Source organism: Microcella frigidaquae (assembly GCF_014200395.1).
GTDB classification, from domain to species: domain Bacteria; phylum Actinomycetota; class Actinomycetes; order Actinomycetales; family Microbacteriaceae; genus Microcella; species Microcella frigidaquae.
On sequence record NZ_JACHBS010000001.1, the window covers coordinates 2,097,225 to 2,120,387 of the forward strand.

Annotated in this window: 21 protein-coding genes; 12 read left to right on the forward strand and 9 right to left on the reverse strand. The window is 72.2% G+C overall.

Annotation, left to right across the window (positions count from 1 at the left end):
• Positions 1-29: 29 nt before the first annotated feature.
• Complete coding sequence (locus tag BJ959_RS10330; RefSeq protein ID WP_153981763.1) at positions 30-242, forward strand: DUF3499 family protein; 213 nt, start codon at positions 30-32, stop codon at positions 240-242.
• On the opposite strand, the gene BJ959_RS10335 is transcribed toward BJ959_RS10330, so the two are convergent.
• On the reverse strand, positions 239-724 hold the full coding sequence (locus tag BJ959_RS10335; protein ID WP_153981764.1) for a DUF6326 family protein: 486 nt from the start codon (positions 722-724) through the stop codon (positions 239-241). The two genes, BJ959_RS10330 and BJ959_RS10335, sit on opposite strands and share 4 nt — an antisense overlap.
• Before the next feature lie 137 nt (positions 725-861).
• On the opposite strand from BJ959_RS10335, the gene BJ959_RS10340 reads away from it, so the two are divergent.
• From BJ959_RS10340 to BJ959_RS10350, 3 genes are read left to right on the forward strand one after another with little or no spacing between them, the layout of a single operon-like run.
• A complete protein-coding gene (locus BJ959_RS10340; RefSeq protein WP_341799856.1) occupies positions 862-1,521 on the forward strand; it encodes a TetR/AcrR family transcriptional regulator in 660 nt (219 codons plus the stop codon).
• Between the two features lie 31 nt (positions 1,522-1,552).
• The gene (ahcY, locus tag BJ959_RS10345; protein ID WP_153981766.1) at positions 1,553-3,052 is read left to right on the forward strand and encodes an adenosylhomocysteinase; all 1,500 of its coding nucleotides are present in this window, start codon (positions 1,553-1,555) and stop codon (positions 3,050-3,052) included.
• 12 nt (positions 3,053-3,064) lie between these two features.
• Entirely contained in the window at positions 3,065-3,829 is a 765-nt protein-coding gene (locus BJ959_RS10350; RefSeq protein ID WP_153981767.1) for an FkbM family methyltransferase, read from the forward strand.
• 72 nt (positions 3,830-3,901) lie between these two features.
• Here the strand turns inward: BJ959_RS10350 and BJ959_RS10355 are convergent, their stop codons facing one another.
• Positions 3,902-4,744 (reverse strand): RDD family protein, encoded by an 843-nt coding sequence (locus tag BJ959_RS10355; RefSeq protein WP_153981768.1) that lies wholly within the window; start codon positions 4,742-4,744, stop codon positions 3,902-3,904.
• Positions 4,745-4,783: 39 nt separating this feature from the next.
• Between BJ959_RS10355 and BJ959_RS10360 the strand changes: the two genes are divergently transcribed.
• A complete protein-coding gene (locus tag BJ959_RS10360) occupies positions 4,784-5,779 on the forward strand; it encodes a stage II sporulation protein M (RefSeq protein ID WP_153981769.1) in 996 nt (331 codons plus the stop codon).
• A gap of 323 nt (positions 5,780-6,102) precedes the next feature.
• Here BJ959_RS10360 and BJ959_RS10365 read toward each other — a convergent pair whose 3' ends face one another.
• From BJ959_RS10365 to BJ959_RS10385, 5 genes are read right to left on the reverse strand one after another with little or no spacing between them, the layout of a single operon-like run.
• The gene (locus tag BJ959_RS10365) at positions 6,103-7,440 is read right to left on the reverse strand and encodes a DUF58 domain-containing protein (RefSeq protein ID WP_153981770.1); all 1,338 of its coding nucleotides are present in this window, start codon (positions 7,438-7,440) and stop codon (positions 6,103-6,105) included.
• Positions 7,441-7,459: 19 nt separating this feature from the next.
• Positions 7,460-8,416 (reverse strand): AAA family ATPase, encoded by a 957-nt coding sequence (locus tag BJ959_RS10370; protein ID WP_153981995.1) that lies wholly within the window; start codon positions 8,414-8,416, stop codon positions 7,460-7,462.
• Positions 8,417-8,427: 11 nt separating this feature from the next.
• Positions 8,428-9,816 (reverse strand): DUF4350 domain-containing protein, encoded by a 1,389-nt coding sequence (locus BJ959_RS10375; RefSeq protein WP_153981771.1) that lies wholly within the window; start codon positions 9,814-9,816, stop codon positions 8,428-8,430.
• Entirely contained in the window at positions 9,813-10,511 is a 699-nt protein-coding gene (locus BJ959_RS10380; protein ID WP_153981772.1) for a DUF4129 domain-containing protein, read from the reverse strand. Before BJ959_RS10380 ends, BJ959_RS10375 begins: the two co-directional genes overlap by 4 nt.
• Positions 10,508-11,710, reverse strand: a complete 1,203-nt coding sequence (locus tag BJ959_RS10385) for a DUF7847 domain-containing protein (RefSeq protein WP_153981773.1) — start codon at positions 11,708-11,710, stop codon at positions 10,508-10,510. Before BJ959_RS10385 ends, BJ959_RS10380 begins: the two co-directional genes overlap by 4 nt.
• A 111-nt stretch (positions 11,711-11,821) precedes the next feature.
• Here BJ959_RS10385 and mtrA point away from each other — a divergent pair, with 111 nt between their 5' ends.
• From mtrA to secA, 6 genes are all read left to right on the forward strand, one after another.
• Positions 11,822-12,502 carry an MtrAB system response regulator MtrA gene (mtrA, locus tag BJ959_RS10390; RefSeq protein WP_153981774.1) on the forward strand — a complete coding sequence of 227 codons (681 nt, stop codon included), beginning with the start codon at positions 11,822-11,824 and terminating at the stop codon, positions 12,500-12,502.
• A 20-nt stretch (positions 12,503-12,522) separates the two neighbouring features.
• The gene (gene mtrB, locus BJ959_RS10395) at positions 12,523-14,163 is read left to right on the forward strand and encodes an MtrAB system histidine kinase MtrB (protein ID WP_153981775.1); all 1,641 of its coding nucleotides are present in this window, start codon (positions 12,523-12,525) and stop codon (positions 14,161-14,163) included.
• Entirely contained in the window at positions 14,156-15,850 is a 1,695-nt protein-coding gene (locus BJ959_RS10400) for an LpqB family beta-propeller domain-containing protein (protein ID WP_165878975.1), read from the forward strand. The genes mtrB and BJ959_RS10400 overlap by 8 nt, the downstream gene beginning before the upstream one ends.
• A 62-nt stretch (positions 15,851-15,912) precedes the next feature.
• Entirely contained in the window at positions 15,913-16,659 is a 747-nt protein-coding gene (locus tag BJ959_RS10405; RefSeq protein ID WP_165878976.1) for a ComF family protein, read from the forward strand.
• Between the two features lie 48 nt (positions 16,660-16,707).
• Positions 16,708-17,388, forward strand: coding sequence for a ribosome hibernation-promoting factor, HPF/YfiA family (hpf, locus tag BJ959_RS10410; protein WP_153981778.1), 681 nt, complete (start codon positions 16,708-16,710; stop codon positions 17,386-17,388).
• A gap of 179 nt (positions 17,389-17,567) precedes the next feature.
• The gene (gene secA / locus BJ959_RS10415) at positions 17,568-20,435 is read left to right on the forward strand and encodes a preprotein translocase subunit SecA (RefSeq protein ID WP_153981996.1); all 2,868 of its coding nucleotides are present in this window, start codon (positions 17,568-17,570) and stop codon (positions 20,433-20,435) included.
• A 121-nt stretch (positions 20,436-20,556) separates the two neighbouring features.
• Here the strand turns inward: secA and BJ959_RS10420 are convergent, their stop codons facing one another.
• The gene (locus tag BJ959_RS10420) at positions 20,557-21,795 is read right to left on the reverse strand and encodes an MFS transporter (RefSeq protein ID WP_153981779.1); all 1,239 of its coding nucleotides are present in this window, start codon (positions 21,793-21,795) and stop codon (positions 20,557-20,559) included.
• A gap of 78 nt (positions 21,796-21,873) precedes the next feature.
• Positions 21,874-22,356 (reverse strand): Rv3235 family protein, encoded by a 483-nt coding sequence (locus tag BJ959_RS10425; RefSeq protein WP_341799857.1) that lies wholly within the window; start codon positions 22,354-22,356, stop codon positions 21,874-21,876.
• Positions 22,357-22,556: 200 nt separating this feature from the next.
• On the opposite strand from BJ959_RS10425, the gene BJ959_RS10430 reads away from it, so the two are divergent.
• Positions 22,557-23,141 carry a hypothetical protein gene (locus BJ959_RS10430; RefSeq protein WP_153981780.1) on the forward strand — a complete coding sequence of 195 codons (585 nt, stop codon included), beginning with the start codon at positions 22,557-22,559 and terminating at the stop codon, positions 23,139-23,141.
• The last annotated feature ends 22 nt before the right edge of the window (positions 23,142-23,163 follow it).

Below are 23,163 nucleotides of genomic sequence, written 5' to 3' on the forward strand. Positions count from 1 at the left end.
TCGCCGGTCGGCCGTATGCTGACAGCACGATGACCGTTCGACCGTGCAGCAAGGTCGCGTGCGGCGAGCCAGCGGCCCGCACGCTCACCTACGTGTACGCCGAGTCGATGGCGGTTCTCGGCCCCCTGAGCGTGCGCCGCGAGCCGCACAGCTACGACCTGTGTGAGCGGCACTCCGAGCGGCTCTCGGCGCCGAACGGGTGGCAGATCGTGCGCTACAGCGCGCTCGGCGAGGTCGGCTAGCGCGCCTCGTCCTTCCCCGCACGAGTCGACCACCCCTCCGCGCGGGGCCACCGTGCCGCGGTGCGCAGGATGTACGCCATGATCGCCAGCTCGACGCCGATCGTGAGCGCGTAGTAGACGGCGTAGTCGGGCGTCGCGCCCGCCGCGTTGACGACCATGATCGGGATGTAGACCGCCGTCACGACGATGTTCGTGAGGCGGTTCGCGCGTGCGGGCAGTGCCGCCGAGAGCAGCACCATGAGGCCGGGGATCGCGATGATCACGAAGAAGATCGACATGAGCATCCCGCTGATCGGGAACGCGAAGATGACGCCGTTGCGGATCGAGTCGATCTCGCCCGGCTGGTAGAGGTGGAAGTAGTCGATGTAGAGGACGAGGAAGATCAGGCTCGTCCACGCGGCGGCGAGCCGGGCCTGCACGGGCAGGGGCCGCGAATCGAGCAGTGTCGCGGGCGGTGTCGGGGCGGTCGTTGGTGCGGTCATCGAAGGGTCCTTTCGTGAGCGATGTCGTACGCCGTACGACGTACACCGTACTATCGACCGTACGCTGTACGATTGTCAAGGTTTCCAGCCGCGAGAGGAGCGTCGTGCCAGCGAGGAAGCAGCGCCAGGAGGGCTCAGTGAGCGGGCTGAGCAAGCAGCGCGTCGTCGCCGAGGCGGTGCGCCTGGCTGACCTCGGCGGCGTCGACGGCCTCAGCATGCGGCGCCTCGCGACGGCGCTCGGCGCGGGTGCGATGTCGCTCTACCACTACGTCGCGAGCCGCGATGAGCTGCTCGACGCCATGGTCGACGTCGTGTTCGGCGAGATCGAGCCGCCGACCGGCGGGGACGACTGGCAGGCCGCCATGCGGCGCAGCGCGCTCTCGACCCGGGAGGCGCTCGCGCGGCACCCCTGGGCAACGGCGCTCATGGAGTCGCGGACGACCCCCGGTCCGGCGAACCTCCGGCACCGCGAGGCGTTCACCGCCTGCCTGCGCGCGGCCGGCTTCTCCGTCATCCACGCCACGCATGCCAACTGGATGCTCAACAGCTACGTCTACGGGCACGCGCTGCAGGAGGCCGCTCTGCCCTTCCAGACCGCCGACGGGCTGGCCGCCATGACCGAGAGCGTCTACCTGCCGCAACTGCCCCCCGAGGAGTTCCCCGCGCTGCACGAATCGGCCGTCACCCTGGCGGCCAGCGGATACGACCCGGCCGGGGAGTTCCTGTTCGGGCTCGATCTGATCCTCGACGCACTCGAACCGCTGCGGGATCGCGATCGCGCCGAATACCCGGCGTAACCACAGCCGCGAGCCTGCCAGAATGTGGGACATGAGCATCCACACGCCCGCGCGCCCCGCCCTCGACGTCGACGTCGTCAACGGTGTCGCCCACAAGGTCCGCGACCTCGCGCTGGCGGAGGCCGGCCGTCACCAGATCCGCCTCGCCGAGCACGAGATGCCCGGCCTCATGGCACTCCGCGAGGAGTTCGGCCCGCACCAGCCCCTCGCCGGGCAGCGCATCGCCGGCTCGCTCCACATGACGGTGCAGACCGCGGTGCTCATCGAGACGCTGCGGGCCCTCGGCGCCGACGTGCGCTGGGCCAGCTGCAACATCTTCTCGACCCAGGACGAGGCGGCCGCCGCGGTCGTCGTCGGCACCACCGGCACGGTCGAGCGTCCCGAGGGCACCCCCGTCTTCGCCTGGAAGGGCGAGACCCTGGAGGAGTACTGGTGGGCCACCCAGCAGATCTTCGACTTCGGCGTCGACGCGGCCGGTGAGCCCGTCGGCCCGACCATGATCCTCGACGACGGTGGCGACGCGACCCTCCTCGTGCACAAGGGTGTCGAGTTCGAGGCGGCGGGCAGCGTTCCGGCCGATGCCGAGGGCGACAGCGCCGAGTGGAGGGTCGTGCTGGAGGTGCTGCGGAACTCGCTGGCGAGCGACCCGCAGCGCTGGACCCGCATGGCCCGGAGCATCCAGGGCGTCACGGAGGAGACCACGACCGGCGTGCACCGCCTCTACGAGCTGCACCGCGACGGCAAGCTCCTCTTCCCGGCGATCAACGTCAACGACTCGGTCACCAAGAGCAAGTTCGACAACAAGTACGGCATCCGGCACTCGCTGCCCGACGGCCTCAACCGCGCCACCGACGTGCTGATGGGCGGTAAGACCGTCTTCGTGTGCGGCTACGGCGACGTGGGCAAGGGGTCGGCGGATGCTCTCCGCGGGCAGGGCGCGCGCGTCATCGTGAGTGAGATCGACCCGATCAACGCCCTCCAGGCGGCCATGGACGGCTACCAGGTCGCCCGGCTCGAGGACGTGATCGGCGACATCGACATTCTCGTCACGGCCACCGGCAATGAGAACGTCGTCACCCTCGATCACCTGCTGGCGCTCAAGCACCTCGCGATCGTCGCCAACGTCGGGCACTTCGACAACGAGATCGACATGGCCGGGCTCGAGGCTCTGCCCGGCGCCGAGCGCATCGAGATCAAGCCGCAGGTGCACGAGTGGCGCCTGCCGAACGGCCGTTCGATCCTGGTGCTCAGCGAGGGGCGCCTCATGAACCTCGGCAACGCCACCGGCCACCCGAGCTTCGTGATGAGCGCCTCGTTCACCAACCAGGTGCTCGCTCAGCTCGAGCTGGCGACGAAGCGCGCCGAGTACCCGATCGGCGTGTACGTGCTGCCGAAGCTGCTCGACGAGAAGGTCGCCCGCCTGCACCTCGACGCCCTCGGTGTGAAGCTCACCGAGCTGTCGCCGCGGCAGGCGCAGTACATCGGCGTCGACCCGGCGGGCCCCTACAAGGTCGAGCACTACCGCTACTAGCGGCACTCCACGATGACGACCTCGAGCACCCACCCCTCCCTCCGCCTGCGCCTGACGCGCGCCGGCATGATGCTCGCCAGCCGGATCGGCGGCGCCGAGCCCGAGCTGCGCGGCCTGCCCGCGCTCGTGCGGCCGGGCGACACCGTCATCGACATCGGCGCCGCGCACGGCATGTACGCGGTCACCCTGTCGGCTCTCGTCGGGCCGCAGGGCCGCGTGGCCGCCTTCGAGCCGCACCCCCGCCAGCAGCGCACGCTGCGCCGCTGGCGACGGCTGCTCGGTGCCCCGCAGCTCGAGTTGACGCCGAGCGCGGTCGGCCCGGCGGCCGGGTCGGTCACCATGCGGCTGCCGATCGTGCTGGGGCTGCCCATCTACGGGCGTGCCCACCTCACGGAGGGGGCGGCCGAGCCGGGCCCGCGCGAGCGTTCACGCCTGTGGTCGACGCCGATGACCTCGGTCGACGCCTGGGTCGAGAGCACCGGTGTCGGTCGGGTCTCGTTCATCAAGGCGGACGTCGAGGGTTTCGAGCCCCAGGTGCTGGAGGGCGCGGCGGCGACGATCGACCGCGACCGGCCCGCGGTGCTGCTCGAGATCGAGGACCGCCATCTCGAGCGCTACGGAACGGTGGCCGCGGAGGTCGTCGCCGAGATCGCGCGCCGCTGGCCCGACTACCGCATGCACGTGTGGCGCGACGAGGCGTGGCAGCCGGTCGACGAGGTCACCCTCGCTGCCCGCAACTACCTCTTCGCCACCGAGGCGGGGCTCAGCCGGGCCTAGGCCGGCGGTGAACGCCCGGCACCGCGCGTTCGTCATCCTCCTGCGCCGGGCACCCTGGTGGAAGCTGGGTGCTCAGCCGCGGTCGGGGAACCCGTGCGGCAAGGCGCTCAGCGTCGGCCGCAGCTCGTCGAGCCGAGCCTGCTCGAGTCGCAGGGCCGTCGCCTCGCGCTCGCGGCGCAGCGCGGCCACCCCCGCCAGGAACAGCTCGGGGTCGCCGCCCGGCACGGGTGACACGTAGCTCGAGGCCTCGATGGCGAGGTCGCGGGCGAGGCGCTCGCGCGTAGCCGGCAGGTGCCCGGGCGCTTGGCGCAGGAACTGCGCGATGCGGCGCGACAACGGGTCGGGCAGGCGGGCGACATCGGCGACGGATGCCCACTCCACCAGCTCGGCGGGAACCCCGAACGCCCCCGACACTGCGGGGGCGACCCGCTCGTACTGGCTGTAGGTGCCCGCGATCAGGTCGCCGAGCCGCTTCGCGCGCGCGTTCAGCATGGCGACGACGACGGCGAGGCCGCCGAACGTGAACACGATCTCGAACAGGCCGACGAACGACCGGATCACCGCGTGCCGGAACGCGATGGCGCCGCCGTCGTCGCGCACGATGCGGTCGCCGAGCGCGAGCCGGCCGAGCGACTTGCCCTGCGCGGCCGTCTCGACGACGGCGGGCAGCAGCACGAGCCCGAGCACGATGCACGCGATCGAGATCGCGGTTCCCAGCTCCTCCGGCACGCCGAGCGCGCCCGCGGCGGAGAACGCCAGCCACAGCATCCCGGCGGTGACGAGACCGTAGAGGAGGTAGTCGATGATGGCGCCCGCCATGCGCAGCACGACGCTCGTCGGGCGCAGCTCGAGCGCGACCGCTTCACCGGTGAGCAGCTCGCGCTGGTCGTCGAATGCTGCCTCGGTCGAACTCATGCGGCGCCTCCTTGGCTCTCCATGCGATCATCTCAACACATGGATCTCGACGCATACTCGACCGCGCACGCTGACGAATGGCAGCGGCTGCGCGAGCTGGCGCGCCAGCGGCGGTTCGCCGGGCGCGACGCCGATGAGCTCATCGAGCATTATCAGGCCGGCGCTACGCAGCTCTCTGCCATCACGACGAGCGCCGGGCAGGTGGCGCAGGCGGCGACCCTGAGCGTGCTGCTGTCGCGCGCGCGGCTGCGGTTCACGGGGGCGACGGCCGAGCCGCTCGCCCAGCTCGCGCGGTTCGCGACCCGCGAGGTGCCGGCCGCGCTGTACCGCATCCGCTATCTGACGCTCGTGATCGGCGCCCTGTTCGTGATCGTCGGCGCCTTCTCCGCGACCTGGGTGGCGACGACCCCCGGCGTGCTCGCGGCGCTCGGCCCCTACGACGACCTGCGGCGCTACGCCGAGGAGGATTTCGTCGGCTACTACAGCGCCTCGAGCGAGGCCGTGTTCGGCCTGCAGGTGTTCAGCAACAACGCGTGGATCGCCGCCCAGTGCGTGGCCTTCGGCATCACCGGGCTGTACGTGCCGTTCGTGCTCTTCCAGAACGCGCAGGGCATCGGCATCAGCGCGGGCATCATGGCCGAGTTCGACCGGCTCGACGTGTTCTTCCTGAGCATCCTGCCCCACGGCCAGCTCGAGATCTACGCGATCTTCGTCGCCGGCGCCGGCGGTCTCATGATCTTCTGGGCCTGGGTCTCGCCCGGTCCGCGCACGCGGCTCCAGGCGCTCGCCGAGGACGGGCGCGCCCTGTTCGCGATCATCGGCGGCCTCGTCGCTGCCCTGCTCGTCAGCGGCATCATCGAGGGCTACGTGACGCGCCAGGAGTGGCCCGACGTGATCCGCATCGGCATCGGCACGGTCGCGCTCGGCGCCTTCCTCCTGTATCAGTGGATGCTCGGGGGCCGGGCCTTCCGCGAGGGCGAGACGGGCGACCTCGACCCGATCAGCCGCGGCGCCCGCGTCGTCGTCGGCGACTGAGCCGCCCGCCCCCCCGCACCCCACGCATGCCCCACCGGGCAACCCGACTTTCTTCACCGAGCACGTCCTCTCGCGGCACCGTGCGAGCCCGGCGCGTTTGCCGAGTTCGACCTCATCGCCGCGCGATCCTTCTCGCCGCGCCGAGCCTTCCGGTCGCGGTGGACATGAGCCGGAGCGCCTTCCAGATCTGCGGATCAACATGAATCAACATCAGGTGCATCCGCAGATCTGGAAGCGACCGCCAGACCATTCCTGAGGAGGCCTGGGTCGAGCCTGTGGCGCCTCGCGTGCGAGCGCAGTGCAGCGCAGTGCAGGGCTGCGCCCTAGAGTCGCCCGGCGGCCTTGTAGGCGAGGTACCGGTCGGCGACGGCCGGGGGCAGGTCGAGCGGCGCCGCGCTGACGACGTCGCCGCCGAGGCGGCGCACGGCGGCGGCGACGCGCTCGGCGTCGAGCAGAGCGCGCTCGGCGGCGGCCGCCCGGTAGACGGCGGCCCGGTCATCCCGCACCGCGGCGGCCTCGAGCACACCGGGGTCGGTGACGGCGGCGACGAGCACGAGGTGCCGGGTCGTCAGCTGGGGCAGCATCGCCAGCAGCGAGCGCGTCGCGCCCGGCGACTCGAGCGGAACGCACAGCACGACCAGCGACCGCTGCGTCGTCATCGACCGCACCAGGCTCGGCACGGCCGTGTAGTCGGTCTCGATCAGCTCGGGCTCGACGGGGGCCATCATCTCGACGAGTTTCGGCAGCAGGGCCGCTCCGCGCGCGCCCTGCACGCGCCCGCGCACGCGCCGGTCGAACACGGCGACGTCGACACGGTCGCCCGCCCGGTCGGCGAGCGCGGCCAGCAGCAGGGTCGACTCGAAAGCGGTGTCAATGCGCGTCTCGTCGGCGATACGGGCAGCGGAGGTGCGCCCCGAGTCGACGATGACGACCACGTGCCGGTCGCGCTCGGGCCGCCAGGTGCGCACCATGAGCGTCTGACCGGCTCGTCCGCCCGGCCCCGGCTCACCCGAGCGTCGCGCCGTCGCCCGCCAGTCGATCGAGCGCACGTCGTCGCCGCGCACGTACTCGCGCAGGCTGTCGAACTCGGTGCCCTGGCCGCGCACCATCACGCTCGTGCGGCCGTCGAGCTCGCGCAGCCGCGCCAGCCGCGAGGGCAGGTGCTTGCGCGCGGCGAACTCGGGCAGAACCGTGATCGATCCCGGCAGCCGGATGCTCGCCTGCCGCTCGGCCAGCCGCAACGGCCCTCGTGCCCGCACGGTGACGTGCAGCGCCCGGCGCTCGCCGCGGCGCCACGGCGTGAGCTCGGTGACCACCGCCCGGCGCTCGCCCGGCGGCACGAGCACGGCATGGCGCGTGGGTCGGGCACCCGCCGAGGGTTCCCACGCGTCGCGCAGGCGCCCGCGCAGCACGCGCCGGGAGGGGTTCGTGATGAGCAGGGTCGCTCGGGCGGTCTCGGTGAGCCGCACGCGGGCATCCGTCTGCCGGTGCAGCCGCAGCGCGCGCGGCGAGGCGGCGAGGGCAAGGTCGAGCCCCGCGAGCACGGCGCACAGGGTCAACCAGCCGAGCAGCACGAGCCCGGCGGGCGCGACCGTCGACAGCGCGACGACGGGCACGGCGCCGACGGCGACGAGCAGCACGAACCAGCCGGTGAGCGCCATGGTCAGTTGTGGAACAGCATCAGAGGGGCACCTGCACCTGCTGCACGATCGAGCGCAGAATCGTGTCGGCCGAGACGCCCTCGAGCTCGGCCTCGGGGCGCAGGCCGATGCGGTGCCGCCAGACCGGCAGCAGCATCTGCTGCACGTGGTCGGGCGTGATCGCCTCGGCGCCCTGCAGCCAGGCCCAGGCCTTGGTGGCGGCGAGCAGCGCGGTCGAGCCGCGCGGGCTGACGCCGAGCTTCACCGAGGGGCTCTGGCGCGTGGCGCGGGCAAGGTCGACGAGGTAGCCGAGCAGTTCGGGGGTCGCGCGCACCTCGCCGACGAGGGCGCGGGCGGCGATGATCTGCTCGGCGGTGACGACCGCCTGCACGCCCGCAGCGGCGAGGTCGCGCGGGTCGAAACCGTCGGCGTGCCGCTGCATGACCTCGACCTCGGCGTCGCGCGCCGGCAGGTCGAGCACGAGCTTGAGCAGGAAGCGGTCGAGCTGCGCCTCGGGCAGCGTGTACGTGCCCTCGTACTCGACGGGGTTCTGCGTGGCTGCGACCATGAACGGGCGGGGCAGCGGGTGCGTCTCGCCGTCGATCGAGACCTGGCGCTCCTCCATGGCCTCGAGCAGCGCCGACTGGGTCTTCGGGGGCGTGCGGTTGATCTCGTCGGCGAGCAGGATGTTCGTGAACACCGGACCGCGCCGGAACTCGAAGTCGCCCGCCTTCGCGTCGTAGACGACCGAGCCGGTGACGTCGCCCGGCATGAGGTCGGGGGTGAACTGCACGCGCGTGGTGCGCAGGTCGAGCGCCGCGCTGAGGGACCGCACGAGCAGCGTCTTCGCCACGCCCGGCACACCCTCGAGCAGCACATGTCCGCCGGTGAGCAGCGCCACGATGAGGCCGCTGACGGCGCCGTCCTGGCCCACGACGGCCTTGCCCACCTCGGCTCGCACCCGCCCGAAGGCGTCGCGCAGCTCGGCGTCGGTCATAGAAGTCGTCGTCATGCGTCCATTCTTCCTGTCGGTTCGGTGGCGGTGCTCGTGCTGATGGTGGTGGTGGTGCCGGATCCGGAGCCGCCGCTCGGGAAGTCCTCGAGCCCGACCCGCCGCGCGACGAGCCGCTCGAGCTCGAGCAGCTGATCGCTGAGGGCGACCAGCTCGCGGTCGGTGGCGGGCTCGCGGTCGATGAGCAGTGCGCGCACCACGGCCGCGTCGCGCCCGGTGATGCCGACGACGGCGGTGACGATGTCGTCGACCCCGGCGGCGCGGCCGAGCGCGAGGCCCTCGGCGAGCCGCCGCAGCGTGCCGACCCGCAGCGCGTCGAGCGCCCGAAGCCGCGAGCCCTCGCGCGCGTAGAGCCGCGCGCGGCCCTCCATCGTCTCCGTCGTCTTGACCGTCACCGGCAGGTTCTCGATGACGACCGGGCCGAAGCGCCGCCCGCGCCAGAACGCGGCGGCGAGCCCGACGAGCACGGCCAGCCAGGCGAGCGGGTTCAGCCAGTCGGGGGTGAGCTCGGCGGGGCTCGGCGCGGTCGCGTCGGCCGGGCTCGGCTGGTACCAGACGAGCGTCGGGTGCTCGCCGAGCAGCCCGAGCGCGAGGGCCGCGTTGCCGGCCCGGGTGATCTCGCCGTTCTGCAGCACTGTCGCGGCGCCGAGCACGCTGACGTCGCCGGTCGCCTCACCCGCCCCAGAGCCTGCGCCATCACCCTCCCCGAGCCGGATCAGCCCCGCGCCCGCCTCGCCCGCGTCGAAGCAGACGAGGCCCTCGAGCGTGCTGTACCCGATGCCGTCGGCACGGATGCTCTCCGCACGCTGCGCGGCCGGCAGCGGGCATCCGGCCGCCAGTTCGATGCCGCCCGCGACGGGTGCGTCGTCGGCGTCGACCGCGAGCGCGCCTGCGGTGAGGGCGTCGATGCGCAGGGCATCGAGCGCCGCCTGCGAGGGCTGCACGAGAACCAGGTGCTCGGCCGCACCGAGCAGCTGCGGCCACTGGGTGTCGTCGAGGATCTCCCGCACGTCGGCGACGAGCAACGTGGCACCCGCCCCGGCAGGCGACTCGGCCGCCGACTCCGCGGCCTCGAGCGCGGCGCTCAGCCGGTCGACCTCGACGACCTCGACTCCGGCGTCGCGCAGCACCTCGACGACGGCGCGCGAGCCGACCGGGGCCGTCTCGGCGGCGCCGAACGGCCTCGGTTCGCGGGCGGCCCCGTTGACGGCGAGCAGCACCACGCCGAGCACGATGAGCCCGGCGGTCACGATCGCCCAGTAGAGCGAGCGCCGCACCGAGCGCCGCACGGTCGGGGTCATGACGAGCGCGGAGAGTTCGCTGTTCAGGTCGGCATCGAGACCGGAGGCCCTGCCGGCGCCGGGCCGCGTGACGGGCGCGCTCATGCCGGCACCGTCCCGGGCAGGTCGGCCAGCTCGGCGAGCGGCGCGGGCGCGGCCTCGAGCCGCTCGTCGAGCGCGCGCACCAGCGCGTAGTCGTCGGCGGTTCCGGCCCGCTCGAAGTAGCGCACGCCGTCGAAGCGGTCGGCGGCCGCCTCGAGTGCCGCGGACTCGGCAGGGAACACCCGACCGGCGGTGCGGGCGAACCCGTGCGCGGTCGTGCCGGGCAGTGCCGGCACCAGGGTGCGCTCGTCGAGGGCGCGAGCCACCGCACGGTAGCGGTCGGCGATCGCGCGCGCCCAGTCGCCGCTGCTCGCGGCCCGCTCGGCGTCGCGCCGCAGCTGCCGGGCTGTGCGGCGGTCCCGGTCGCCGAGCAGCTCGACGCCGACCCCGCTGCGGGCCCGCCAGCGCGGCACCCCGTAGATGAGGATCGCCGCGGCGATGGCGGCGGCGAGCAGGATGCCCCCGACCAGCAGCGCGATGGCCGGCACCCCGTCGCCCTCGGCCAGGCGCAGCGACCCGAACCAGTCGAGCACCGCCTGCGAGAGCAGGTCGAACCAGCTCGGCTGGCTCTCGGCGTAGGCCGGGTCGCTGAGCTCATCGAGCAGCAGCTCGCGGGCATCCGGAGCGTCGGGCTCGACCGGAACCCCGAGGGCCGGGGAGATCCGTGCGGCCAGGCCCAGCGCAGCGGCGAGCGTCACGGAGCCGATGGTCCGGTCGCGCGCTGGTAGGGGTCGGCCGCGGCGCCGCCGGCCGCGCGCTGCTCGACGAAGCGCTGCAGCTCGAGGTCGAGGCCCTCGGTGCGCATGCGGCGGTCGATGTAGAGCAGCGAGCTCGCGGCCGTGGTCAGCACCGACCCGATCGCGCCCACCACCGCGGTGATCGCGATGACGGCGATGTTCAGCACGATGAAGAGGGTCAGGTCGGTCTCGACCTCGCCGGCTGGGTTGACGAGCGGCGCGGCGAAGGTGAGCCCCAGCTGGAACGGCGTCGTGACGATGCTCGCCGCGATGTTCACCATGACGCTGACGAGCAGCAGGATCCCGAGCACGCGCCAGAACGCTCCGCGCACCAGGCGCCACGAGCGCCGGGCGGCCTCCATCAGCGGCAGGCGCTCGATCATCAGGGATGCGGGAACGAAGGCGAGCTTCGTGGCGACGAACGCGCTCACCACGATGAGAGCGAGCACCCCGAGCAGCACGACCGCCACGCCGGCGAGCGCGAGCAGGGGATCGCCGGGCAGGAAGAATCCGATGCTCAGGGCGATGAGCAGGCCCACGCCGAGCCCGACCGCGAGGCCGAGCAGCGCCGTCCAGCCGATGAGCGCCCACCAGCGGCCTCGGCCGAGGGCGATGAGCTCGCGCAGCGTGCGCTTCTCGCCGAGGGTGGCCCGCGCCACCTCGATCGAGATGATGCCCTGCAGGAGCGCCTGGGCGACGACCGAGATCGCCACGGCGAGCAGGCCGGCCACGATCGTCAGCCCGATGGTGCCGACCAGGATGGTGTCGGCATCGGCGGAGCTCGCGCGCGCAGCCCGATCGAGGCCGGAGAACACGATGACGGTGCTGATGCCCGTCGAGAGGAAGACGACGAGGGCGTTGAGCAGCAGGGCGGCCCCGAAGGTCGGCCGCGGGTTGCGCCGCAGCACCTGGAAGCACGCACCGAGCACGGTGCCGAAGTCGAGCGGCCGCAACGGGATCAGCCCCGGCTTCGGCGGGGGAGTCCAGCCGGTCGTGCCCGCGGGGGTCGGGGCGCCGCCGAAGGGCGCGCCCCCGTCGGCCGGTCCGTACGGGGTCGCACCGGGGGTGGGCGATGCCCCCGCGCCGGATGTCCCGCTCGGGCCGGTCGTCGGCTGCGGCTCGCCGCCGCCGGGTGCTGCCCAGGAGGTGCTGTCGCTCACGGTCCGCCCTTCGTACGTGCCCGGTCGTGCCCGATCGGTGCCCGAGGTCTGCTCAGGCGTATGGTGTCACACTCGTCTAGGCTGGCGGTGACGGAGAACCGGAGGCCAGCCATGACCGCGCGCATCCTCGTTGTCGATGATGACGCCGCCATCGCCGAGATGGTCGGCATCGTCCTGCGCGGAGAGGGCTTCGATCCGCACTTCTCCTACGACGGTCCGGCCGCCATCGAGGCCTTCGCGAGCGTCAAGCCCGACCTGGTGCTGCTCGATCTCATGCTGCCGGGCATGGACGGTATCGAGGTGTGTACGCGGATCCGTGAGACCAGCGGCACGCCGATCATCATGCTCACCGCGAAGAGCGACTCGACCGACGTCGTGCGCGGGCTCGAGAGCGGTGCCGACGACTACGTCGTGAAGCCGTTCAATCCGAAAGAGCTGGTAGCGCGCATCCGCACCCGGCTGCGCCCCGCCGCGCAGTCGTCGGTCGAGCGCCTGCCGATCGGCGACCTCATCATCGACGTCACCGGGCACGAGGTCACGCGGGATGGCGTGCCGATCGCCCTGACCCCGCTCGAGTTCGACCTGCTGCTCGCGCTCGCCATGAAGCCCAACCAGGTCTTCACGCGCGAGATGCTGCTCGAGCAGGTGTGGGGCTACCAGTACAAGGCCGATACCCGCCTGGTCAACGTGCACGTGCAGCGGCTGCGCGCCAAGGTCGAGCTCGACGCCGACAACCCGCGCATCGTCATGACCGTGCGCGGCGTGGGCTACCGGGCCGGCACGGCCCGCTGATCGCGGGGCGCCGGTACGGGATGCTCACCTTCACCTGGCGCAGCCTCGTGCAGCGCGCGCGGCGCCTGTGGCGCGGCTCGCTGCAGCTGCGCACGGTCGCAATCACGGTGCTCCTGTCGACCGTCGCCGTCACCATCATCAGCGGCTACATGTCGCTGAGCATCGCCACCAACCTGTACGAGGCGCGCAAGAATCAGGCCATCGCGGAGGCGCGGCAGGCGACCGTCAGCGCCCAGGAGCTCTTCGACAGCTCGGTGACGGCGAGCGGCACGATCGACGTGGAGGCGGTCAACCGCACGGCGCAGACCACGATCCGCAGCGTGGCCTCGAGCCCTGGCGGCACCGAGTTCGCGATCCTGCGCACGCCGGGTCAGACGACCGAGGTCACCATGACGGCGACGCAGACGCGGGCGCTCGACCTGTCGGTGATCTCCGACGAGCTGCGCGAGCAGGTGGCCCAGGACGACGGGCAGCTCTACACCCAGGCGGTCACGCTCAACGCCGCGAGCGGCCGCCCCGACCCGGGCCTCGTCGTCGGGGGCGTGTTCGAGGTTCCGACCGCCGGCCAGTACGAGCTCTACCTCGTCTACAACGTGCGCGACGTGCAGCAGACCCTCGACTTCGTGCAGCAGACGCTCGTCATCGGCTCGCTGCTGCTGGTCGGCACCATCGGGCTCGTCACCTACTTCGTCACGCGGCTCGCGATCGGCCCCGTGCGCATCGCCGCCGAGACCGCCGAGAAGCTCGCCGAGGGCGAGCTCGACCGCCGCATCCCCGAGAAGGGCGAAGACGTCATCGCCACTCTCGCGCGCTCGTTCAACCGCATGGCCGACAGCCTGCAGCGGCAGATCACCCAGCTCGCCACGCTCTCGCGGGTGCAGCAGCGGTTCGTCAGCGACGTCAGCCACGAGCTGCGAACGCCGCTCACCACCATCCGGCTGGCCGGCGACGTGCTCTACGAGCAGCGCGACCAGTTCAGCCCGACCACCGCCCGCACGGCCGAGCTGTTGCACGCCCAGGTCGACCGCTTCGAGTCGATGCTCGCTGACCTGCTCGAGATGAGTCGGTACGACGCGGGCGCCGTCGACATCGACGCCGAGCCCACCAACCTCGTGCGGCTCGTCGAGGAGTCGCTCGACGCACTGCGCCCGCTCGCCGACGAGAAGGGCAGCGAGCTGCGGCTCGTCGCCCCGGGCGGCTACTTCGAGGCGGATGTGGATGCGCGCCGCATCCGCCGCATTCTGCAGAACCTGCTCGGCAACGCCGTCGACCACGGCGAGGGGCGCCCGATCGTCGTGCACGTCGACAGCGACGCGACCGCCGTCGCCATCGCGGTGCGCGACTACGGTGTCGGAATGGATGCGGGGCAGCTCGAGCGCGTCTTCGACCGGTTCTGGCGTGCCGACCCCTCGCGGCAGCGCACCACCGGCGGCACCGGGCTCGGGCTCGCGATCGCGACGGAGGACGCGCAGCTGCACGGGGGCACCCTCGATGTCTGGTCGGAGCCGGGGGAGGGCAGCTGCTTCCGGCTGACGCTGCCGCGCGAGCGTGGGGCGACCGTGCACCATTCTCCGGTCGACCTGCCGCCCGCCGAGCCGCTCGAGGGCGACCTGCTCGGAGCCGATCGTCTCGCGCCCGAGAGGGATGAGAAGAATGCGTAGACGGCTCGCGGTGCTCCTCCTGCTGCCCCTGCTCCTGCCGGCGCTGCTGCTCTCCGGCTGCGTGTCGGTGCCCTTCGCCGGCGGCGTCGACCCCGGCGGCCCGATCGAGGGCGAGGTCGACGTCGACTTCGACTTCCTGCCCTCCGGCCCGAGCGCGGGCGCGACGCAGGAGGAGATCCTGCGCGGCTTCCTTGCCGCGACGACCGCGGCGCAGGACAACTACCGCATCGCGCGGTCCTTCCTCGCGGAGGACGTCGCCGACGCGTGGAACCCCTACGACAGCACGCTCGTGCGGGCGCGCGAGGGTGCCGTCGAGCGGCTCGACGATGCGACCCTCACCTACAGCGTGCCGATCGTCGCCTCCGTGGATGCGGTGGGCCGGTACTCCGTCGCCGACAGCACCTCCAGCCAGACCCTGCCCGCCTTCCGCTTCGTGCAGGAGGGCGGCGAGTGGCGCATCGCCGAGCTCGGCGACGGCATCCTGATCTCGCAGCAGGCGTTCCCCAGCGCGTTCAGCCAGCACACGATCTACTACTGGGATTCCGCGTTCCGCAACCTGGTGCCCGACCTGCGGTGGTTCCCGACCCGCTCCGAGGTCGCCACCCGGATCGTGCGCGCGGTGCTCGAGCCGCCGACCTCGTGGCTCGGCCAGGGCGCGACCGTGTCGGCGATCCCCGAGGGCACCGAGCTCGCGCTGTCGCCCGTATCGGTCGTGGCCGGCACCGCGCAGATCGACCTCACGAGCGAGGTGCTCACGCTCTCGGAGCGCGAGCGGCAGCGCGTGCGCCTTCAGCTGGCGGCGAGCCTGCGCGCGGTGAGCGGCGTCGTCGGTGTCGACATCACGGTCGACCAGAACCTGGTCGCGATCCCGGAGTGGACCAGCGGGGCGCCCGACGTCGTGCCGCAGGTCGACCCGCGCGTGCTGCTGCGCACCGACGAGAGCTTCGGCTTCGCGACCGGCGGGGAGGTCGAGCCGCTCGGCGCGCTGAGCACCCGCGTCGTCGAGCTCGGGGCGACCGCCGTCGCGCTCGCCCCCGGGCGCACCACCCTCGCTACCGCGCTCGGGCCCGACGGCGTCTGGGCTGTCTCGGCGGGCGAGGCCCTACCGCTGCTGCTCGATGAGCGCCCCGGCCTGATCGCCCCCAGCATCGACGGCTACCAGTTCGTGTGGTCCGTGCCGGCGACCGGCTCGGGAGCGATCCGCGCCACCGAGCTCAACGGCACGGTGCACGAGGTCGAGGCGGCACTGCCCGACGGCAGCCGCGTCGTGAGGCTCGCAGTCTCGCGCGACGACGCCCGCGTGCTCATCATGCTCGACGGCCGCGGTGGGCCGCGACTGGTCGTCGCCGCCGTTATCCGCGACGAGACCTCCGGGGTGCCGGTGCGCCTCGGCGAGCTGCGCGAGGTTCCCCTCAACGGCGACACCGCCGTCGACGCGGCGTGGGTCGACGAGGTGCGCATCGCCTCGATCACCCGCACCGACGAGCAGACGCTCGTCGAGCTGCACGAGATCGGCGGCCGCAGCCGGCCGCTCGGCCTGCCGCGCGACGCCGTGCAGATCGTCGGTGGCAATGGCGGCACCGAGGGCATCCGCGTGCTCGGCGCCGACGGCGTGGTGTTCGAGCCGCGCGGCTCCGGATGGCAGGGCACGAGCCTGCGCGCCTCCTTCCTCGGCACTCAGCAGTAGCGGTCCTCCACGGGTTCGCGCGGGCGCCGCCCCGCCGCGGGCCCCTGTCGCACCCTGTCGACATGATCTCCGCGCACATCGCCACGGCGCTCGCCGATGCCTGGGCGCTCGTCGCCCCGGTCGACTGCGCCGGATGCGGAGCCCCCGATCGTGCTCTCTGCGCCCTCTGCGCCACCGCGCTGCGGCCGTCGCTCCGCCGCGCGCTGCTCGACGTCGACGGCCACGCCCTTCCGGTGGTCGCCGGGCTCGCCTACGAGGGGGTCGCGCGGGCCGCACTGCTCGCCCTCAAGGCGGAGGGTCGCACCGAGCTCGCGCGGCCCCTCGCCGTCCCGCTGCGGCGGGCCGTCGCGCTCGCCTGGCCGGGCGCGGGAGCCGACGTGCTGGTGCCGGTGCCGGGCTCGCGCGCGGGCGCCGCGCAGCGCGGCTTCGCCCCGGCAGCGCTCCTGGCCCGGCGCGGCGGGCTGGTGGTCACCCGCGGGCTGCGGGCGCTCGACGGTGGGCCGCAGCAGAAGCGGCTCCGGCTCGACGAGCGGCTCGCGGGGCAGCATCCGCGATTCATTGCGCGCCCCGCGCTGGCCGGTCGGCGGGTCGTCCTGATCGACGACATCGTCACCAGCGGGGCGACGCTGCGCGATGCGGCGCGGGCCCTCCGAACGGTCGGGGCCATCGTCGTGGGGGCCGCGGCGGTGGCCGCCACCCCCCGACGGCAGGGTGTCTCGAGCCTGCTCTGGAGATTCTGGGCCGATGATGACGAAGGTCCCGGTGACAAGGTCGGCCCGGAGGGCTATGGTCAGGGAAAGGAGGCGTGATCACTCGCCTGACCGACAGGCGACACGCTGACGGCTCAGGAGGTCGACGTGGACATCACCATCACCGGACGCAACATTGGCATCACCGACCGGTTCCGCGACTACGCCACTGAGAAGGCGGAGAAGGTCGAGCATCTCGCCGATCGCGCCCTGGTGCTCGAGATCAAGGTCTCTCGCCACCACGAGAAGAGCGCCGGGCGATCGCCGGACGACGATCGCGTCGAGCTGACCCTCATCGGACCGGGTCCGGTCGTGCGGGCCGAGGCCGCCGGCAGCGACAAGTACGTCGCCTTCGACCTCGCCATCGACAAGCTGCTCGAGCGGCTGCGCCGCGCGAAGGACAAGCGCAAGGTGCACCGCGGCAACCACCGCCCGGTGTCGCTGCACGAGGCCGCCGCGGGCGGGTTCACCGTCATCGACATCACGCCCGCCGACGCCGAGATCATCCGGAAGGTCGCGACCGGGTCGATCCCGGTGCAGCAGGAGGACGAGGCCGAAGAGGTCTACACCCCCGTCGTCGTCCGGCAGAAGGTCTTCCCCGCGGTCTCGATGACCGTCGACGAGGCCGTCGACCAGCTCGAGCTGGTCGGCCACGACTTCTTCCTCTTCATCGACGCCGTCACCGACCGCCCGAGCGTGGTCTACCGGCGCCAGGGCTGGAACTACGGGGTCATCGGTCTCGAGGCCGAGCAGGAGAAGGCCGCGGTCGGCGGGCGACGGGGGCGCTGAGCCTCCCGACCGCCGGCCCGCGGTGCACGGATGCTCCGCTCGTCGTGAGCGGAGCATCCGTGCCGCCCCGCCGGGGCGCGCTTGCTAGCATGGGCCCGCCGCGAAGAGCGGTGGTCTGTGGCGCGCCCAGGCCTGGCGAGCGTCGCCCCCGGCGCCGCCCGACGAGTGGAGTGACCGAAGTGGCGAATGTTCTCGAGCGTGTTCTGCGGGTGGGCGAAGGGCGCCTCCTGCGCCGGCTGAAGGCGTACGCCGAGGCGATCAACCAGCTCGAGGACGACTTCAGCGATCTCTCGGATGACGAGCTCAAGAACGAGACCGTCGAGCTGCGCGAGCGCTACGGCAACGGCGAGTCGCTCGACGACCTGCTGCCCGAGGCCTTCGCCGCCGTGCGTGAGGCGGCCAAGCGCACCCTCGGCATGCGCCACTTCGACGTGCAGCTGATGGGCGGCGCGGCCCTGCACCTGGGCAACATCGCCGAGATGAAGACCGGTGAGGGCAAGACCCTGGTCGCCACGCTCGCCGCCTACCTCAACGCGATCCCCTCGCGCGGCGTGCACGTCGTGACGGTGAACGACTACCTCGCCAGCTACCAGAGCGAGCTCATGGGCCGCATCTTCCGCGCCCTGGGCATGACCACCGGCTGCATCCTCTCGGGCCAGACGCCCGAGGTGCGCCGCCAGCAGTACGCCGCCGACATCACCTACGGCACCAACAACGAGTTCGGCTTCGACTACCTGCGCGACAACATGGCCTGGCAGACCGCCGACATGGTGCAGCGCGGCCACTTCTTCGCGATCGTCGACGAGGTCGACTCGATCCTCATCGACGAGGCCCGCACGCCGCTCATCATCTCCGGCCCCTCATCGGGCGAGGCGAACCGCTGGTTCACCGAGTTCGCGCGCATCGCGACGCGCCTGAAGGCGGGCGTCGATTACGAGGTCGACGAGAAGAAGCGTACGGTCGGCGTGCTCGAGCCGGGCATCGAGAAGGTCGAGGACCACCTCGGCATCGACAACCTCTACGAGTCGGCGAACACCCCGCTGATCTCGTTCCTCAACAACGCCATCAAGGCGCAGGCGCTGTTCAAGCGCGACAAGGACTACGTCGTCATGAACGGCGAGGTGCTCATCGTCGACGAGCACACCGGGCGCATCCTGGTCGGCCGCCGCTACAACGAGGGCATCCACCAGGCCATCGAGGCCAAGGAGGGCGTGACGGTCAAGGCCGAGAACCAGACCCTCGCCACGGTGACGCTGCAGAACTACTTCCGCCTTTACACGAAGCTCTCGGGCATGACCGGTACGGCCGAGACCGAGGCCGCCGAGTTCATGAGCACCTACAAGCTCGGTGTGGTGCCGATCCCGACCAACCTGCCGATGCAGCGCATCGATCAGCCCGACCTCGTGTACAAGAACGAGCAGGTGAAGTTCGAGCAGGCCGCCGAGGACATCGTGCGCCGTCACGCCACCGGGCAGCCGGTGCTCGTCGGAACGACGAGCGTCGAGAAGAGCGAGCTGCTCTCGCGGCTGCTCGCCAAGCGCGGCGTCAAGCACGAGGTGCTGAACGCCAAGAACCACGCCCGCGAGGCGGCGATCATCGCCCAGGCCGGGCGGCTCGGTGCCGTCACCGTCGCCACCAACATGGCCGGCCGCGGCACCGACATCATGCTCGGCGGTAACGCCGAGTTCCTCGCCGTCACCGAGATGAACGCGAAGGGCCTCTCGCCGGTCGAGACGCCGGAGGAGTACGAGGCGCAGTGGGATGCCGTGTACGAGCGCGTCAAGGCTCAGGTCGCCGAGGAGGCCGCCAAGGTCATCGCGGTCGGCGGTCTGTACGTGCTCGGCACGGAGCGGCACGAGTCGCGGCGCATCGACAACCAGCTGCGCGGCCGCTCCGGCCGTCAGGGCGACCCGGGCGAGAGCCGCTTCTACCTCTCGCTGCAGGACGACCTCATGCGCCTGTTCAACGCAGGTGCAGCCGAGGCGCTCATGGGTCGCTCGAACGTTCCTGACGACCTCGCCATCGAGTCGAAGGTCGTCAGCCGGGCCATCCGCTCGGCGCAGTCGCAGGTCGAGGCGCGCAACGCGGAGATCCGCAAGAACGTGCTCAAGTACGACGACGTGCTCAACCGCCAGCGCGAGGCGATCTACACCGACCGCCGGCACATCCTCGAGGGCGATGACCTCCGCGACCGCGTCCAGGTCTTCCTCGAGCAGGTCATCACCGAGATCGTCGAGACGCACACCGCCAGCGGCCACAGCGACGAGTGGGACTTCGACCAGCTCTGGACGGAGCTGAAGACCCTCTACCCGATCAGCCTCACGATCGACGAGGTCATCAGCGAGGGCGGTGCCAAGCTGACCTCGGCCTTCCTGATCCGCGAGATCACGAGCGACGCGAAGCTCGCCTACGAGCGTCGTGAGGAGAGCCTCGGCCGCACGGCGACCCGCGAGCTCGAGCGCCGCGTCGTGCTCAGCGTCATCGACCGCCGCTGGCGCGACCACCTCTACGAGATGGACTATCTGAAGGACGGCATCGGCCTGCGCGCCATGGCGCAGCGCGACCCGCTCGTCGAGTACCAGCGCGAGGGCTACGCGCTCTTCCAGTCGATGATGAGCGCGATCCGCGAGGACGCGATCGGCTTCCTGTTCAACCTCGAGGTCGAGGTCACCGGCAGCAAGGGCACCGCGCAGGTCACGGCGAAGGGCCTCAACCAGCCGCAGACCCCGCAGAACCTCAGCTACACGGCCCCGTCGGCCGATGGTGACGTGGAGGTGCGCAACCAGCGCGGCCAGGTGCTGCAGGCCCCGACGGATGCGGCCCGCCGCGCCCAGCCGCCGGTCTCCGCCGCATTCGGCGGCCCGGCCGCGGCCCCGGCCGCGGGTGCAGCGCCGACCACGCGCCGTGCTGCACAGGGTCAGCCGCAGGGCGGCCAGGGCGGCCAGCAGACCGGTGCCTTCGGGCAGAAGACCCCCGCGGCGCCGGCCGGCCCCGCGCCGGTGAACCGCGCCCAGCGTCGCGCCCAGGACAAGAAGAAGGGCCGCTAGCCCCGACCGGCGCGCTCCAGGCGCGGTGGCCCGGCATCGCCCTCGCCGTCGTGTGCGGTCAGCTCTGTCGTGAGGTGTGAAACGTCTCGGGCGTGATGGCAGAAGAGGTTCGTCTCGCTGGTCAGCGCAGGTTCGAACGCGCGACCGCCGCGGAGGTGCTCAGCAGCAGCACTCCGAGCACGAGGAATACCGCTCCGGAGCCGGCCAGCGCGGCGACGGTGCCGACAGCGACCGGGATGAGCGACTGCCCGATCCGATTTCCGGTCAGCCGAACGGCGAGAGCGGTGGCGCGCAGCTCGTCGGGGGCCGAGCGCGATACCCAGGCCATGGTCAGGGGCTGCCCGATGCCGAGCACGAGCCCCGTGATGCCCATCAGCACGAGTGCGACCCAGCCCGGCAGCATCGGCACCATGAGCAGCAAGGCCGTCGCGCCGATGCCGCAGGCGCCGACCAGCAGCGGGCGTCGGCCCAGCATCCGCACCAGGGGGCCGGTGGCGATGCGTACGGCGAACGATGCCGCGGCGCGCACGGCGAGCAGGATGCTCACGAACGCGATCGTCCACCCGCGCTCGGCGCCGATCGCCGGCAGGTAGACCGTCAGCACGTCGGTCGTCGACAGCACCACGAGGCTCGCCCACAGTGCCTTGCCCATGTGCGGGGCCCGCAGCACGGAGCCGAGGCCGGGCTGCGCTTCGGCGGCTGTCCCGTCGGCGGCGGCACTCTCGACGGCGGTGCGGGTGCCGCCCGGATGGCGGGGCAGGCCCAGGGCGGCGAGCGCGCCGGCCGTGCACAGTGCGCCCGCGAGCACGAAGATGGGCGTGGTGCCGAATGGGTCGGCCGGGGCCGCCGCGTCGAGCGCGAGGGTGAGCTCGGCGAGCCCACCCGCGACGATCGGGCCGAGCACCTGGCCGAGGGAGATGATGGCCCCGAACATCCCGAAGCGGGCATCGGCGCTCTCGGCGGGGCCGGCGTGGGCGACGATCGCCTGCAACCCGACGACCGCGCCGATCAGCCCGAGGCCGAGAGCGGTGTGCGCCGCGACAAGAGTGACGAGGTCGGTGGCGAGCGCATGGGCGGCGGCCGCGGCGCCCATGAGGGCGATGCCGCCGACGGTGGTGAGGCGGGCTCCGCGGCGGTCGACGAGGCGGCCGATGGGGATCGCGACCGCGATGGCGAGCACCGCGAACGAGAACGCGAGGTAGCCGAGCTGCTCGACGCTGGCGTCGAGGCCGAGCGCCCGGTACGAGGCCATGGGTCGCGTGGCTTGCTGGGCGAACTGCACCAGCATGGTCACGGTGAGCGCGAGGGTGAGGGTGCGGCGGTCGGCCGCGCGCTCGCTGTCCGAGGGGCTCGTCTCCATGACGGAGACAGTGTCTCATAAGTCATGTGCGGCGGCGCGCTGAGATTGCGGTGGGGTGATGCGGGGCCGGATGCGGGTCTAGAGCACCGCGATGGCGCTGGCGCGCCAGCGCCGGTCGAGCCCCTCGAGCCGGATCGCCACGGCGCGCGCCCGAGCCCGGCTCGTCACGATGACGACCGCTTCGACCACGCCATCGCGCGGGCCCGTGATGCGCGGCTCGCCGACCGAGAAGGTCGGGCGCACGGCGGGAGCCCCGCGCGCCGCACGGGCTCGGGCGCTGATCGCGGCCCGCGAGAGCATCGTGCGGTAGACGTCGTCGGTGACCCAGCGGGCGATCTGCTCCAGCTCACGCGCACCGGCGAGGATCTCGATGACGCAGCGTGTCAGATTCTCGATCAGTGGGCGCGGATCGGGCAGATCGGCGGTCGACGTCGGCTGGTAGTCGAAGAACTCCTCGTGCGCGATGCGGGCCTTCGCCCCGCGTCCGCGCGGCGGCGCGGCGGGCGACGCCGGCTCACCCTGGGTGGGCGCAATGTGCGGAATGGTCTGAACGGCGGTCACAGTCGGCTCCTCTTCCCCCGAACCGGCAGGCGGTCGATTGGTCGTCGTGGCCTGCGCGCCGCCCCCCGGCGGTAGACCGATAGGTACACCCCGAGCGGGGCGACATCACTCAACCAAACGTTTCCTCACTTGTAAAGAGGATTCCTCGAACTGTGGACAACCCGGCTCCGGCCGTCGGAGGCGGTCGCTACCGTCGCGGCATGCGCTGGGACCACCTCTTCGACGATCTCTCCGCCCAGCTCGAGCACGAGCTCCGCACCGAGCAGGCCGACCTCGAGCAGGAGGAGGAGCGGCTCCGCCTCGGCCGGCTCCCGCTGCGCGAGCGCCTCGTCGCGCTCCGCCGCTCCGCCGAGGCCGAGCAGGTGCTGACGATCCGTCTCGTCACCGGTGAGCGCGTGCGGCTGCGGCTCGTCACGATCGGGCGCGACTGGTTCGCGGGCTCGGTCGAGGCGCCGCCGCGCGCAGTGCAGATGGCGGTTCCGCTCGCGGCCGTCGATGCCCTGCTCCTCTCCCCGGCGCAGGCGACGACCTCCCTGATCCCTGTGGCCGAGGCATCGGAGCTCGGCGCACGGCTCGGGCTCTCGTTCCTCCTGCGCGACCTGTGCCGACGCCGGGCATCGGTCGCGCTGCGCACACGCGGAGGGCAGGTGACCGGCACGATCGACCGCGTCGGACGCGATCATCTCGATCTCGCCGAGCACGACCGCGACGAGCCGCGCCGGGCCACCGCGGTCGAAGCTGTGCGCGTGATCCCGCTCGATCAGCTCGTCAGTGTCACGCTGTGATCAGGCGAGGCCTGCGAGCGGT